This window comes from Skermanella sp., from assembly GCF_059503625.1.
This window is the reverse complement of record NZ_JCACHA010000651.1, coordinates 1-13,993: the sequence shown is the minus strand read 5'-3', so window position 1 is coordinate 13,993 and position 13,993 is coordinate 1. Positions and strand designations below refer to the sequence as shown.

At 65.2% G+C, this 13,993-nt stretch carries 13 protein-coding genes; 8 read left to right on the top strand and 5 right to left on the bottom strand.

The window, feature by feature from the left end; translation table 11 throughout:
- The first annotated feature begins 328 nt into the window (after positions 1-328).
- Entirely contained in the window at positions 329-940 is a 612-nt protein-coding gene (locus AC5JJ6_RS20075) for a DUF2889 domain-containing protein (RefSeq protein WP_496043755.1), read from the top strand.
- Positions 941-997: 57 nt separating this feature from the next.
- Here AC5JJ6_RS20075 and AC5JJ6_RS20070 read toward each other — a convergent pair whose 3' ends face one another.
- Complete coding sequence (locus tag AC5JJ6_RS20070; RefSeq protein WP_496043754.1) at positions 998-1,447, bottom strand: ribbon-helix-helix domain-containing protein; 450 nt, start codon at positions 1,445-1,447, stop codon at positions 998-1,000.
- A gap of 236 nt (positions 1,448-1,683) precedes the next feature.
- Complete coding sequence (locus tag AC5JJ6_RS20065; RefSeq protein ID WP_044428670.1) at positions 1,684-1,959, bottom strand: BolA family protein; 276 nt, start codon at positions 1,957-1,959, stop codon at positions 1,684-1,686.
- Between the two features lie 169 nt (positions 1,960-2,128).
- Here AC5JJ6_RS20065 and AC5JJ6_RS20060 point away from each other — a divergent pair, with 169 nt between their 5' ends.
- The 6 genes from AC5JJ6_RS20060 to AC5JJ6_RS20035 all read left to right on the top strand — a co-directional run bounded on the left by AC5JJ6_RS20060 (position 2,129) and on the right by AC5JJ6_RS20035 (position 8,937).
- The gene (locus tag AC5JJ6_RS20060) at positions 2,129-3,145 is read left to right on the top strand and encodes a DMT family transporter (protein ID WP_496043753.1); all 1,017 of its coding nucleotides are present in this window, start codon (positions 2,129-2,131) and stop codon (positions 3,143-3,145) included.
- A gap of 128 nt (positions 3,146-3,273) precedes the next feature.
- A complete protein-coding gene (locus AC5JJ6_RS20055; protein ID WP_496043752.1) occupies positions 3,274-3,801 on the top strand; it encodes a J domain-containing protein in 528 nt (175 codons plus the stop codon).
- Positions 3,802-3,913: 112 nt separating this feature from the next.
- Positions 3,914-4,912, top strand: a complete 999-nt coding sequence (gene cobS, locus AC5JJ6_RS20050) for a cobaltochelatase subunit CobS (RefSeq protein WP_496043751.1) — start codon at positions 3,914-3,916, stop codon at positions 4,910-4,912.
- 300 nt (positions 4,913-5,212) lie between these two features.
- Positions 5,213-7,102 carry a cobaltochelatase subunit CobT gene (cobT, locus tag AC5JJ6_RS20045; RefSeq protein ID WP_496043750.1) on the top strand — a complete coding sequence of 630 codons (1,890 nt, stop codon included), beginning with the start codon at positions 5,213-5,215 and terminating at the stop codon, positions 7,100-7,102.
- Between the two features lie 72 nt (positions 7,103-7,174).
- On the top strand, positions 7,175-7,738 hold the full coding sequence (locus AC5JJ6_RS20040) for a superoxide dismutase family protein (protein WP_496043749.1): 564 nt from the start codon (positions 7,175-7,177) through the stop codon (positions 7,736-7,738).
- A gap of 167 nt (positions 7,739-7,905) precedes the next feature.
- A complete protein-coding gene (locus tag AC5JJ6_RS20035; RefSeq protein ID WP_496043748.1) occupies positions 7,906-8,937 on the top strand; it encodes a Fe(3+) ABC transporter substrate-binding protein in 1,032 nt (343 codons plus the stop codon).
- Positions 8,938-8,966: 29 nt separating this feature from the next.
- Here the strand turns inward: AC5JJ6_RS20035 and AC5JJ6_RS20030 are convergent, their stop codons facing one another.
- The 3 genes from AC5JJ6_RS20030 to AC5JJ6_RS20020 are packed head-to-tail and all read right to left on the bottom strand — an operon-like array spanning position 8,967 to position 12,631.
- Positions 8,967-10,259: a GGDEF domain-containing protein gene (locus AC5JJ6_RS20030; protein WP_496043747.1), complete on the bottom strand. Its 1,293-nt coding sequence runs from the start codon at positions 10,257-10,259 to the stop codon at positions 8,967-8,969.
- Positions 10,260-10,276: 17 nt separating this feature from the next.
- Positions 10,277-10,696 carry a response regulator gene (locus AC5JJ6_RS20025; RefSeq protein ID WP_496043746.1) on the bottom strand — a complete coding sequence of 140 codons (420 nt, stop codon included), beginning with the start codon at positions 10,694-10,696 and terminating at the stop codon, positions 10,277-10,279.
- A gap of 60 nt (positions 10,697-10,756) precedes the next feature.
- Positions 10,757-12,631 (bottom strand): sensor histidine kinase, encoded by a 1,875-nt coding sequence (locus tag AC5JJ6_RS20020; RefSeq protein ID WP_496043745.1) that lies wholly within the window; start codon positions 12,629-12,631, stop codon positions 10,757-10,759.
- Between the two features lies 1 nt (position 12,632).
- On the opposite strand from AC5JJ6_RS20020, the gene AC5JJ6_RS20015 reads away from it, so the two are divergent.
- The coding region (locus tag AC5JJ6_RS20015; protein ID WP_496043744.1) for a sensor histidine kinase at positions 12,633-13,993 on the top strand (1,361 nt) is incomplete at its 3' end.

Genomic DNA, 13,993 nt, shown 5'->3' with positions numbered 1-13,993 from the left:
GCCTTACGGCACCGACCATCAATCTGGCGCTCGCAGAGCTTGAGCGAATTGGGATATTGGAGGAGGTAACTGGCCGAAAACGCGGCCGTGTCTACGGATACCGTGCTTATCTCGACATTCTCAACGAGGACACCGCGCCTTTGCCACTGACATGATCGATCGCGGCAATCGCGATACCGGGAGGTTTTATCAGCAGCCCGCCAGTTGTCGCATGCCGCCGCATAGGTGATGCCCGCAGGGCGCGGAGGTCGGCGGTCTTGACCGGTTGCGCCGCCGGGTCGATATTCGGTACTCGCTTTACGTTTACGTAACGGAGAACCGGGCCTTCATGCCGCTTTCATCCCCGACCGAGCGCGAGCATATCCATACCCGTCAGGTTACCTGCCAGGGTTTCCGCCGCGCCGATGGGCTGTGGGACATCGAAGGCCATATCACGGACATCAAGACCTACCCGTTCGCCAACGACTACCGGGGCGCCATCCAGCCGGGCGATCCGATCCACGACATGTGGATCAGGCTGACGGTGGACGACGGCTTCGAGGTGAAGGCGGTCGAGGCGGTGACCGACAAGAGCCCCTTCGCGGTCTGCCCGGCCATCACGCCCAACTTCCAGCGCCTCGTCGGGTTGCGGATCAAGTCCGGCTGGACCCAGAAGGTGAAGGAGCGGCTGGGCGGGGTCGAGGGCTGCACGCATCTGGTCGAACTGCTGGGTCCCGTCGCGACCACGGCGTTCCAGACCATCTACCCGGTTCTGTCACGTGAGAAAGAGGCGCGTGCCAAGGCGGAAGCCAGAGAGAAGAAAGCGGATTCTCCCGCCGTTTCCCCCTCCGGGCACAAGCGCCCGCCCCTGCTGCTCAACACCTGCCATGCTTTTCGCAGCGACGGCGAGGTCACGCGCAAGGCATGGCCGGAGCATTATACAGGCACGCCCCGGCCATGACCTCCATTGCCCGCGGGGCTTGCGACCTGAGCGCCCGGACACGAACCGGCAGCGCGGTCAGCCGACGCTCCGGCGAAGGCTTACCACCTGCTCGGACGGCTGCTCTTCGGAATCGAAGGGCGTCTTCGTGAACGGATTGCCGTTCCCGTGCATTGCCTTCATATGCCCCTCCTCCGTGGCGGCCGCGCGGAAATAGGCCAGCGCGAATACCCGGATCGCCGCCGTCAGCGACGTATTGGCGTCCTTGCGCTCGCTGATCCGCGTGCAGAGCGAATGGATGGTCACCCGCTCGCGTGCGCAGATGTCGTAGAGGGCGTCCCACATGTACGGTTCCAGGCGGCAGCTTGTCCGATGGCCGCCGATGGTGACGTTGCGGCTGATCAGCGTGCTGACCTTTGCCATATCCGGGCGGACTTCCGCTTGCGGCGAACCGGTTGCTTCGCGGAAGCCGCGGATCCCCGCCGGGTCTTCGGAAGTCGGCAGGGACGACTCTGGCTCATAATGCATAAGTTGAATTCCTCTTGCGGTCATACAGAACTCCACCGCCAAGTCGATAGAAACCTGATCGATTCCATATCGTGCGAATGGTTGCGTCGGTGTGACTGTACGCAATTTCGAGGTAATTTCAACTATTGTCATATACCTTTCGGAAGATATTTTTGTTTCAGCACTCGTCTGAGTTGCCATCGTATGCAGCGGGCCGGAAAAACTCCTTGCCGGCGCCAAGGCGCCGGCCGGAGCGGCTATCGGACATCCTCTGACGGAGTCAGTGTCCGAAGGCCGAGGGCATGCACCCGCTCCTTCAGTTCCTCCGCGACGATCTCATAGACCATCCTTTGGCGCGCGACGCGGGACTTGCCCTCGAACGCCGCCGAAACGACGGTTACGTTGAAGTGGGTCTCGCCGACCGGATCGGCCCCGGCATGGCCGGCATGCCGCTGCGAGTCGTCCTCGATCTCAAGCCGGACCGGCTGGAGGGAACTGGAAAGCTTGGTACGCATGCGCGTCGCGTAGTCCATGATGAAACCGCCTCGTGGGTATGATGTCGACAAGTGGGATGTGGCATTGCGAGCCGCGCATGCCATGGCACGGCATGCGTGTTGCGCCCGTGCCGGTTTGGCGAGAAGATCGGGCCGCAGCCATCGAAAAGTGCTATCGTCCGGCCCTCGCTGTCAAGGAAGCCCCTGATTGTCCGATCCCGGTTCCACCCGGCCCGCAGTACCGCCTCCCTCTCAGCCGTCCGGCTCTCCCCCTGCCGATCCAGCGCCACCCGACGCTCCGCCGGCCTCGTCCCAGGCGAGCGGGACCGTTTCTCCCCGGATGGCCTGGCTGCTGCTCGGTTCGGTCATCCTGCTTTGGGGGATCAATTGGCCGGTCATGAAGCTCGGCATCATAGATATCCCGCCCATGACCTTCGCCGTCATCCGCATGCTGCTGGGCGCCGTCTGCATGTTCGGCGTACTGGCGTTGCGCGGCAACCGCATCCGCCTGCCCAGCCGTCACGACCTGCCGATCGTCCTGACGGTCGGACTGCTCCAGATGGGCGCCTTCCTGGGGCTGGTGACGGTCGCCTTGCAGTTCGTTTCGGCGGGACGGTCGTCGATCCTGGCCTATACGACGGCTCTCTGGGTCGTACCGGGTGCGGCGCTGTTCCTGGGCGAACGGCTGACCGGCACGAAACTGACCGGGTTCATGCTCGGCATGGCCGGCGTCGCCGTCATGTTCAACCCGGCGGCCTTCGACTGGACCGACCGCGATGTTCTGGTCGGAAACGGGTTGTTGATGCTTGCGGCACTGGCTTGGGCCGCCCAGATTATCCAGGTGCGCGGCCATCGCTGGCACGCTTCCCCGCTGGAGTTGGCACCTTGGCAGTTCACCGTGGCGGCCGTGGTGCTGTTTCCCATCGCACTCTTCATGGATGCCGGACGGCCGATCGACTGGACGGGACAGGCCGCCGCCGTCCTGTTCTACAATGGGCCGATCGCGACGGCCTTCTGCTTCTGGGCGGTGGTCACGGTCAACCGTGCCCTCCCCGCCATAACGACCTCGCTTGGGACTCTCGGCGTTCCGGTCGCCGGCGTCGCCGCATCCGCGGCGATGCTGGGAGAGCCGGTGACGCTCACCAACCTTGCGGGACTGGTGCTGATCCTGGGAGGGCTGGCGTGGCTGGTCCTCGGGGATCGCATCAAGCCCCGTGCGCAATAGCCGCGCTGCCAGCACGATCGCTTGCCAGCGCGTCAACCTCTGACCATACTTTTCCGATGCACAAGAATCGTGTCCGTTACTCATCCCCGTTTTCCCAGGAGCCGCCGCCGGCGTCCCGCTGCTGCGACATGCCCAGTTGCTCGGCCATGGGCGAGTACCGGGCGCCGAAGGGCCGCGAGCGGCTGAACGAGTATTTCTGGTTCTGCCTGAGCCATGTGCGCGAGTACAACAAGGCGTGGGACTATTACGCCGGGATGTCGGAGCGCCAGATCGAGGAACATCTCCGCAGCGACGCCACGTGGCAGCGCCCGACATGGCCGATGGGCTTCTGGAAGACCCGCGAGCGGACGATGCACGACGAGGCGATGCGCCAGTACGGTTTCCACGATGCGGGAGAAGGCGGCGCCCGGAACGGCGCGCACAACGGGAACGGCGCCAACGGCTCCGCCGCCAACCGCATGCGGACACCGGAGGAAGAGGCGCTGTCGGTGCTTGATTTGGCGCCGCCCGTGGACTTTTCGCAGATCAAGGCCAGATACCGGGAGCTTGCCAAGATCCACCATCCGGATATCAATGGCGGCGACAAGGTCGCGGAAGAAACGCTGAAGCGGATAAATCAGGCCTATACGACGCTGAAAGCCAGCTATGGCGGTTGATTAGACGCCCATCCGCAACAAAAGACGGCCCGCTCAGGAAAATGCCGTATTAATAATGCCTCACCAGCGACCGACACGCCCACCCGACACCAGGAACGAAGCGACAGATAATATGGCCTCCGAAACGACAACTCAGTCAGCGCCGAACGGCTCAACCCCGGACATCAAGGTTTCCGTCCGGCAGACCTTCGGCCTCGACAGCGACCTTCAGGTTCCGGCCTTCAGCCGCGCTTCCGAGCACGTGCCCGACGTGGACGACGCCTACCGGTTCGACCACGACACCACGCTCGCGATCCTGGCCGGCTTCGCCTACAACAGGCGCGTCATGGTCCAGGGCTATCACGGCACCGGCAAGTCGACCCATATCGAGCAGGTCGCGGCGCGCCTGAACTGGCCCTGCATCCGGATCAACCTGGACAGCCATATCAGCCGCATCGACCTGATGGGCAAGGACGCCATCGTGCTGCGCGACGGCATGCAGGTGACCGAGTACCGCGAAGGCATCCTGCCCTGGGCGCTCCAGCACCCCTGTGCCATCGTGTTCGACGAATACGACGCCGGCCGTCCCGACGTCATGTTCGTGATCCAGCGCGTGCTGGAAGTCGAAGGCAAGCTGACGCTGCTGGACCAGAACCGCGTGATCCGGCCGCACCCGGCCTTCCGCCTGTTCGCCACCGCCAATACGGTCGGCCTTGGCGACACCACCGGCCTGTATCACGGCACGCAGCAGATCAACCAGGGCCAGATGGACCGCTGGAACATCGTGGCGACGCTGAACTACCTGCCGCACGACGACGAAGTGAAGATCGTCGCGTCCAAGGTCCAGGGCTACGCCGACGACAAGGGCCAGAAGCAGATCTCCGCGATGGTCCATCTGGCCGACCTGACCCGCGCCGGTTTCATGTCGGGCGATATCTCGACCGTCATGTCGCCGCGTACCGTCATCACCTGGGCCGAGAACGCCAAGATCTTCGACGACATCCCCTTCGCCTTCCGCATCACCTTCCTGAACAAGTGCGACGAGGTGGAGCGTTCGACCGTCGCGGAATACTACCAGCGCTGTTTCGGGACTGAACTGCCGGAGTCGGGCGTGAAGGCCAACTTGGTTTGAGGCGGGGTGTCGGTGCAGGTTTTCGAAGCGTGTTTACCCATTCCGTCATCGGATTTGCTTTTCCGTCATACCCGGACCTCTTTTTCCGTCATACCCGGACTTGATCCGGGTATCTCCTGCCGGAGGCTGGCGCGAGGACTTCAACCTGAAGTCCGGATGTCACCCGCTCATCTCCTGAAAGGAGATACCCGGATCAAGTCCGGGTATGACGGAAACGGGGTGGACGGTCTAAGTTAGCGTTTATGGGATCAAGGCAGGGCCACCGCGCGGCCCGCCGGACCAACCGAACTGAAGATTGTGATGTCTGACAAAGAAAACCCCGTCGAGATCTTCAAGCGCGCCACTTCGGCCGCGATCCGGGCCATCGCCGAACGGAACGATCTTCAGATCGGGTTCAGCGGCGAGCCTCCGGGCGTCGCCGGGACCAGGGTCCGCGTGCCGATGCCGGCGCGCGACCTCAACCCGCGCGACGTTGCGACCCTGCGCGGGGCGGCCGATGCCGTGGCGCTCCGCCTGCGCCACCACGACAGCGGCATCCACAGCCACCGCATGCCGACGGGCGACACCGCCCGGCAGGCGTTCGAGGCGCTGGAGCAGGCGCGTTGCGAGGCGCTGGGAGCCCGCGCGATGCCGGGAGTCGCGTCCAACCTGGGAGCGGCCCTCGACGAGCGGTACCGGCGTCAGGGTTTCGAGCGGGTGACCGACCGGGATCAGGTGCCGCTGTCGGAAGTGATGCGCCTGCTGGCGCGCGAGGCGCTGACCGGGGAGGAACCGCCCTCCACCGCCCGGTTCGCCGTCGATCTCTGGCGTCCCTGGGTCGAGGAGCGCATCGGCGGGGAAATGAAGGATCTGGCGGCGCTGCTGGACGACCAGGACGGCTATGCCCGCGAGGCCCGCAAGCTGCTGTCGCACCTGGACATGGAAGTCGGCGGAGAGCCGGAGCCGACCGAGGAGGACGAGGAGCAGGACCAGGAAGGCGAGCCGGACGAGAACGAACCGAACGACGGCCAGTCGCGCGGCGGCGAGGATTCGACCAGCCAGACCGAAACCATGACCCAGCCCGACACCCGCGAAGTCGATCAGGACGACGGGACGGAGGGCGCCGACCAGATGGACGGCGAGATGGCGGAGGGCAGCGGCTCGGAAGAACCTGGCCAGCCGGGCCAGCCCTGGCGGCCGGAGCGCGACCGCCGGAACGAGATCGATCCGGACGCCTACAAGGCTTTCACGACCGAGTTCGACGAGGTGGTGGAAGCCGACGAGCTGTGCGATCCGGACGAACTGACGCGGCTGCGGGCTTTGCTCGACCAGCAGCTCCAGCATCTCCAGGGCGTCATCTCCCGTCTGGCCAACCGGCTTCAGCGACGGCTGATGGCGAAGCAGACCCGCGCCTGGGAGTTCGACCTGGACGACGGCATCCTGGACGCGGCGCGGCTGAGCCGCGTCGTCGTCAACCCGGTGCTGCCGCTGTCGTTCAAGCGCGAGAAGGAGACCGACTTCCGCGATACCGTCGTCGGTCTGCTGATCGACAATTCCGGCTCCATGCGCGGCCGCCCGATCACCATCGCCGCGATGAGCGCCGACATCCTGGCCCGCACGCTGGAGCGCTGCGCCGTCAAGGTCGAGATCATGGGCTTCACGACCAGGGCCTGGAAGGGCGGGCAGGCGCGCGAGCGGTGGATCGGCCGGGGCAAGCCGCCGAACCCCGGCCGGCTCAACGACCTGCGGCATATCGTCTACAAGAATGCCGACGCACCCTGGCGGCGCGCCCGCAAGAACTTGGGCCTGATGCTGCGCGAGGGCATCCTGAAGGAGAACATCGACGGCGAGGCGCTGCTGTGGGCGCATAACCGCCTGATGGCGCGGCCCGAGCAGCGCCGCATCCTGATGGTGATCTCCGACGGCGCCCCGGTGGACGACTCGACGCTGTCGGTCAACTCCGGCAACTACCTGGAGCGCCACCTGCGGCAGGTCATCGGCGAGATCGAGAACCGCTCGCCGGTAGAACTGGTCGCGATCGGCATCGGCCACGACGTCACCCGCTACTACCGCAGGGCGGTGACCATCGTCGATGCCGAACAGCTGGGCGGCACGATGATGGAGAAGCTGGCCGAACTGTTCGACGAGGACACGCGCGGTTCGGCATCCCAGGGGCGGGGCCAGCAGACGCGTCGGCGGCGCGCGGGCTAGGGACGTTACGGAACGGTCCCGGGCGGCATCGGTTGTCTTTCCTGATCCGGCAATAGATTAGGGAAGACATTCATGAAGCTGAGCGCCGTCCGGATTTTCTCCGGCACCGTTCTTCTGAGCGCCGCATTCGCGGCCGGCATCCCGGCAACCCCGGCCCTGGCGCAGGGTAGCCAGTCTCCCCAGGCGCATGCTCAGCTCGGCGATGGGCAGGGCAAGCCGCTCGGCACGGCAGCCCTGGTCGAAACCCCGCAGGGCGTCCTGATCCAGCTTCGCCTGAAGGGCGTTCCGCCCGGCAGCCACGGGCTGCACATCCACCAGACCGGCAGGTGCGACCCACCCAAGTTCGAAAGCGCCGGCGGGCACTACAATCCGACCGACGCCCGGCATGGATTGCAGAACCCGCAGGGCGCCCATGCCGGCGACCTGCCAAACATCTTCGTCCAGCAGGACGGCGTGCTGGATCTCGACTTGGTCGCGGGGGAAGTCACGCTGGACGCAGGCCCCAACAGCCTCTTCAAGGAGGGCGGCACCGCCCTGGTCATCCATGCCGGACCCGACGACTACGAGAGCGATCCTGCCGGCCATTCCGGCGACAGGATCGGCTGTGGCGCGATCGAACGGCAGCCCGCTCAATAATCGGGGGCGATCAGGCGTATGAACGGGGCGCGACCCTTGGTCGCGTCCTCTCTCCCGCCCGGAACTGCAAACGGTTCGCAATCTCACTTGACAGGGCAAGCTCCCACGGGGAAGGTGCGCATTACTGCGACCGCATCTCATTCACGCCTGTCTGTTGAGGAAACCCGATGAACTTTTTCGCCCGCGGCGCGCTTGCCGCCATTTTGGGTACGGCCGCCATCATGGGCTCGTCCGTCTCCGCGTCCGCAGCCGAGGTCAATGTCTACTCGTCGCGTCACTACGACACCGACAAGTCGCTGTACCAGACCTTCACCCAGCAGACCGGCATCAAGGTCAACATCATCGAGGGCCGAGACGACGAGTTGATCGAGCGTATCCGGACCGAAGCCGGCAACAGCCCGGCCGACATCCTGATCACCGTCGATGCCGGCCGCCTGTGGCGCGCGCAGAACGCCGACATCCTTCAGCCGATCAAGTCCAAGACCCTCGAAGACACCGTGCCGAGCTACCTGCGGGAACCGAGCGGCTTGTGGTTCGGCCTCACCAAGCGCGCCCGGGTCATCATCTACAACAAGGCCGCCGTCAAGCCGTCGGAGCTTTCCACATATGAGGATCTGGCCGATCCGAAGTGGAAGGGCCGCCTGCTGATCCGCTCCTCGACCAACGTCTACAACCAGTCGCTGGCCGGCTCGATCCTGGCGGCCCATGGCGAGAAGGCGACCGAGGATTGGGCGCGCGGCATCGTCGCCAACCTGGCCCGGCAGCCCCAGGGCGGCGACAGCGACCAGATCAAGGCGGTAGCCGCCGGGGAAGGCGACATCGCGGTCAGCAACACCTATTATTTCGGCCGTATCGCCGGTTCGTCCAAGCCGGAGGACAAGGCCGTCGCCGACAAGGTCGGCGTGTTCTTCCCCAACCAGAGCGACCGCGGCACCCACGTCAACATCAGCGGCGCCGGCGTCCTGAAGAACGCTCCGAACAAGGACAACGCGGTCAAGTTCCTGGAGTACCTCGTCAGCCCGCCGGCCCAGAAGATCTTCGCGGAAGGCAACTACGAGTACCCCGTGTCGACGGTCGCGGAAACCTCGCCGGTGATCGCCTCCTGGGGCTCGTTCAAGGAAGACAACCTGAACGCCTCGGTCTTCGGCAAGAACAACGAAGAAGCCCTGAAGATCATGGACCGGGCCGGCTGGAAGTAAAAACTCGCCGCCGCACGCCGGGGGCAGCGCTACGGCGCCGCCCTCAGCGTGCGGTCGCGTCCTTCCGACTTGGCGCGGTACAGGGCGCGGTCGGCGCGCCCGATGGTCTGCTCCACGCTGGTTTCGGCCGGCTGGCAGCAGGCAACGCCCATGCTGACCGTAAAGCTGAAGGCAGCGTCCTCAGCCGCGATCTCCAGATCGGACAGATTGAAGCGCACCCGCTCGGCCACCTGGAAGGCGTCTTCGTCGGTGGCATCCGGCAGCAGAAGCGCGAACTCCTCGCCGCCGAGCCGGCCGACCAGATCGGTGTCGCGCAGCAGGGAACGGCAGCATCTGACCAGCAGGATCAGGGCCGCGTCCCCGGCGGCATGGCCGTGGGTGTCGTTGACGCGCTTGAAGTGGTCGACGTCGAGCATCACCAGCGACACCGGATTGCCGTAGCGCCTCATCCGCGCGAACTCGAAGGCGGCGCGCTCCATGAAGTGGCGCCGGTTGGCGGCCCCCGTCAGCGCGTCGGTCAGGGCCAGCCGCCGCAACTCGTCCTCGGCCCGGCGGCGTTCGGTGATGTCGCGCACGGTCGCGGTGAACTGGCGGCCTGTGGGAGACGAGAACTGGGAGATCGAGATCTCCGCGGCGAACTCGGTCCCGTCGCTCCGCTTTCCGGTAACAGCCGGCCGGTTGGTCATGGCGCGCGAGCCGGTCAGGTCGCGGGCGAAATCCCCAAGGAAACGCCGGTGCTGATCGAGCACCCGGTCCGGCAGCAGCACGTCGAGCGACTTGCCCAGCACCTCTTCCGCCCGGTAGCCGAACAGGCGCTCCGCCGCCGGGTTGAACAGGGTTATGTCGTACCCCTCGTCGATGACGACGATCCCGTCATGGGCCAGTTCGATGATGCCCTTCAGCCTTTCCTCCGACAGGCGCACCTGCTCCTCCAGCATGCGCCGGGTGATGGCGTAGCGGATCGCCCGCCGGATCGTGCCGCCCTCGAACTGCCCCTTGACCAGAAAGTCCTGGGCGCCGGCCTCGACGGCGGCGACGGCGAAATCGGCATCGTCGAAACCGGTCAGGACGATCAGCGGCATGGCCGGCGCCTGGGCGCGGATGCAGGATATGGTCCCGAATCCATGGCTGTCGGGCAGCGACAGGTCGAGCAGCACGACATCGAAGGTCTCGGCGTTCAGCCGCTCCAGCGCTTCCCGCATCGATCCGGCGAGGACGATGCCGAACATATCTCCTTCTTCCGCCAGAAGTTCGCGGACAAGCCGGGCGTCGCCGGGATTATCCTCGATCAGGAGGACGCTGATGGACCGCTGCCCGGTCATGCTGTCCTTCCCGGTCTTCAGGCCGGCGGCAGCCGGACGGCGGTCAGCCAGAAGTCCTTCAGCAGAGTTATCATCCTGATGAAATCTTCAAGCTCGACCGGCTTGGTGAGGAAACAGTTCGCGTGCCGGTCGTAAGCCCGCTGGACATCGGAGTGAACGTCCGATGTCGTCATGATGATTACCGGCAGACCGGACAGATCGGCATCGGCCCGGATGTCGTCAAGCACCTCCCAGCCATCCTTGCGCGGCATGTTGAGGTCCAGCAGCAGCAGATCGGGACGCGGCTTGTCCTGGTAGGGCGGCTGACGGCGCAGGTAAGCCATGGCTTCGACGCCATCCTCCACATGATGGAGCGTCGCGAGGAACTTCCCCTCGCGCATGACCTCCTTCACCAGTCTTGCGTCGGCAAGGTTGTCTTCAGCAAGCAGTATGTTCATGCTTGATACCATGTTATGCACGCTGAAGCTGCCATTAAATACGACGATGGAATGATTAGTTTATAGTGGAGTCGATACTTCGGCAAGTTTTGCGCGAGCCCCGTGGTCTTCCGCCGCAGCAGCCGGCAGTGTGAAGCTGAAAGCGGTTCCCTGGCCCAATTCGGACGATACGGCCATGGCGCCACCGTGACGTTCCACGATCTTCTTGACGATCGCCAGCCCGACGCCGGTGCCGGGATGGGCGCGCTGGGTGTGCAGCCGCTCGAACACCAGGAAGATACGGTCGAAGTACTGGGCCTCGATTCCTATGCCGTTGTCGCTGACGGTGAACTCCCAGGCCGTCCCCACCGGCCTCACGTCGATCCGGATCGCCGGGTTGCGGTCGGGCGAGCGGTACTCGATGGCGTTGGAAAGCAGGTTGCGGAAGATTTCCGTGACTTGGCGGGGATCGGCCGGAAGCTGCGGCGCCATGGACGGCATGTCGATCCGTCCGCCGCAGGCCTGGAGAGCTTCGGCCAATCCTTCCACCGCTTCGGCGATGCAGGCCGCCGTGTCGGCCAGCACCACGGGCGGGTCGCTCCGGTCGATCAGCGAATAACGCAGCAGGTCCTGGATCAGGCTCTTCATGCGGACGCTGCTGTCGACGATGAAGCCGATGAAGTCGTCGGCATCCGCGTCCAGCTGTCCCTTGTAGCGGCGGGACAGCAGATGGGCGTAGCTGACCATGATGCGGAGCGGCTCCTGCAGGTCATGGGCCGCCACCTCGGCGAAGCGCGCCAGTTCGACGTTGGACCGCTCCAGCTTCTCGACGGTGCGCCGCAGCCGGTTCTCGATCTCCTTCTGGTCCGTGATGTCCTGGGAAGCGCCGCGGAAACCCGTGAAACGGCCGTCGGCATGCCGGATCGGTATCCCGCTGCCCCACAGCCAGACCGTCCGCCCGTCCTGGGCGATGCAGCGGAACTCCTCGTGGTGGAATGCCTTGGCATTGCCGGGAGAACTGCGGAGCAGCGCCGTCATGCGGGCTCCGTCCTCCGGCGCCATCAGGTCCACCATCGGGCAGTGCAGCAGTTCGGCGGGGCTGTGACCCAGGACCGCATGGACCCGGTCGCTGACGAAGGTGTAGCGGCCATCCACGTCGGTTTCCCAGATGAACTCGCCCGCCATCCCGACGATGTCGAGGAAGCGGCGGTTGCTTTCGCGCAGGCTGCTTTCGATCTCGATCCGCTGGGAAAGGTCGTGGGTGACGACCGAAAACCCCAGCAGCCGTCCAGCCTCACCTTCCCGGATCGCCGCGATCGTCGTCGTGCCGAGAAACCGGGTGCCGTCCTTGCGCCGGTGCCAGCGCTCCACCGCGTACCGGCCCTGCTCGCGCGCTACCGAGATCTCCGCCTCCGGCATGCCGCCGGTGGCGGCATCGGACGGAAAGAACAGGGAATAGGAACGGCCGATCACCTCTTCCGCCGCGTATCCCTTGATCCGGCGGGCGCCGTTGCTCCAGCTCTCGACGGTGCCGTCCGGTGCCAGCATGTAGATGGCATAGTCCTCCACGCTGTCCACCAGCAGCGATTGGCGGCGCTCGCCGACCAGGATGTTTTCGCGCGCGGCGGCGACTTCGCGCCGCAGATGCACAGGGTCCCGCACCAGTCTCCAGGCGGCGAAACCGCAGACCGCCGCCAGCATCGCCCCAAGCACCCGCAGGGTCGTGGCATAGGGTGCGCCCTGCGGCCATCCTCCGCGCGGGATGGCGCCCAGCTGCCATGTCCCGTTAGGCAGCACGATGTCCGTCAGCACGGGACCGTCGGCGAACAGCTCCGGCCGGCCCAGGAACACCTCTCCGGATGCACCCAGTCCGTCCCGCCCGCGCATGGCGAACTCCATCGCCGTGTCCGAGCCGTCCGCAAGGCCCGCCTCGCGAAAGACGGTCGAGACGTCCACGATGATGACGGCCAGCCCCCAGACCTTGCCGGCTCCCGGCCGGATCTGGTTCTCGGCGCGCTGGAAGGAGATGCTGGGGTACGGGGAAGACGAGCTCGAGAATACCCTGGATATGTGGGCGGGCGTGATCTTCGAGGAAGACCGGATCGCGGCCTTGAAGCTGGTGGAGGACTACAACCTGGGGCGGGTGCCGAACTTCCTGGCGACCCAGCGGTTCCACCACAGGCAGGGCCATACCTGCTATATCCTGAACCGCGCCGCCCATCTGAAGGACGAGAACGGCGTGGCGATACGCCTGGTCGGCGCCCATACCGACATAACGGAGATGAAGAGGATCGAAGCGTCGGTCCGCGACCAGGTGTTCTTCCTGTCCACGCTGCTCGACACCATCCCAAGCCCGATCTACTACAAGAACGCCGACGGGGTCTATATAGGCTGCAATCGCGCCTTCGCCGCGATCCACGGCGTCAGCGTCGGCCAAGTGGTCGGCCGCCGTCCCGGCGACCTGATGAAACCGGAAACTGCGGCGCTGGACGACAATGCCGACGCCTGCCTGATGGCGATCCAGGACGCCTTCCAGGTCTACGAGACCCAGATCGACTTCGCCGATGGCAGCCGCCACGACGTCCTTTATTCCAAGGCGCTTTTTCGCCAGTCCAGCGGCGAGGTCGGCGGTTTGGTCGGCGTCATGACCGACACCACCGACCGTACCCGGCATGAGCAGGAGATCGCCGATACCCATTGGCGCATGGCGCGGCAGGCGGAGGATCTCAAGCGCTCGAACGCGGAGCTGGAACAGTTCGCCTATGTCGCGTCCCACGACCTGCGGGAACCGCTCCGCATGGTCAACAGCTACCTGTCGCTGCTCCAGCGGCGCTATGGCGACAAGCTCGACGACAACGCGAAGGAATTCATCGGCTTTGCCCGCGACGGCGCAGTGCGGATGGACCGGCTGATCCTGGACCTGCTGGAATATTCACGGGTCGGCCGGCGAAGCAAGCCGATGGCTCCGACGCCGGTGAACGATGTGGTCGCGAGCGCCTGCCACAACCTGGAAGTCGCCATCGGCGAGCGCGGCACGATCCTCCACGTGCCCGGCGATCTGCCGACCGTGCAGGCCGACAGCAACGAACTGACCCGGTTGCTCCAGAATCTGATCGGCAATGCCATCAAGTACTGCGCGGCGGACACGGTTCCGGAAATCTCGATCGACTGGGCGGACGAGCCGGAGCACTGGCGCATTTCCGTCCGCGACAACGGTCTCGGCATCGCGCCGGAGCATTTCGAACGCGTGTTCATAGTGTTCCAGCGGCTGCACGGCCGGGGTGAATACGAGGGCACCGGCATCGGGCTGGCGATAGA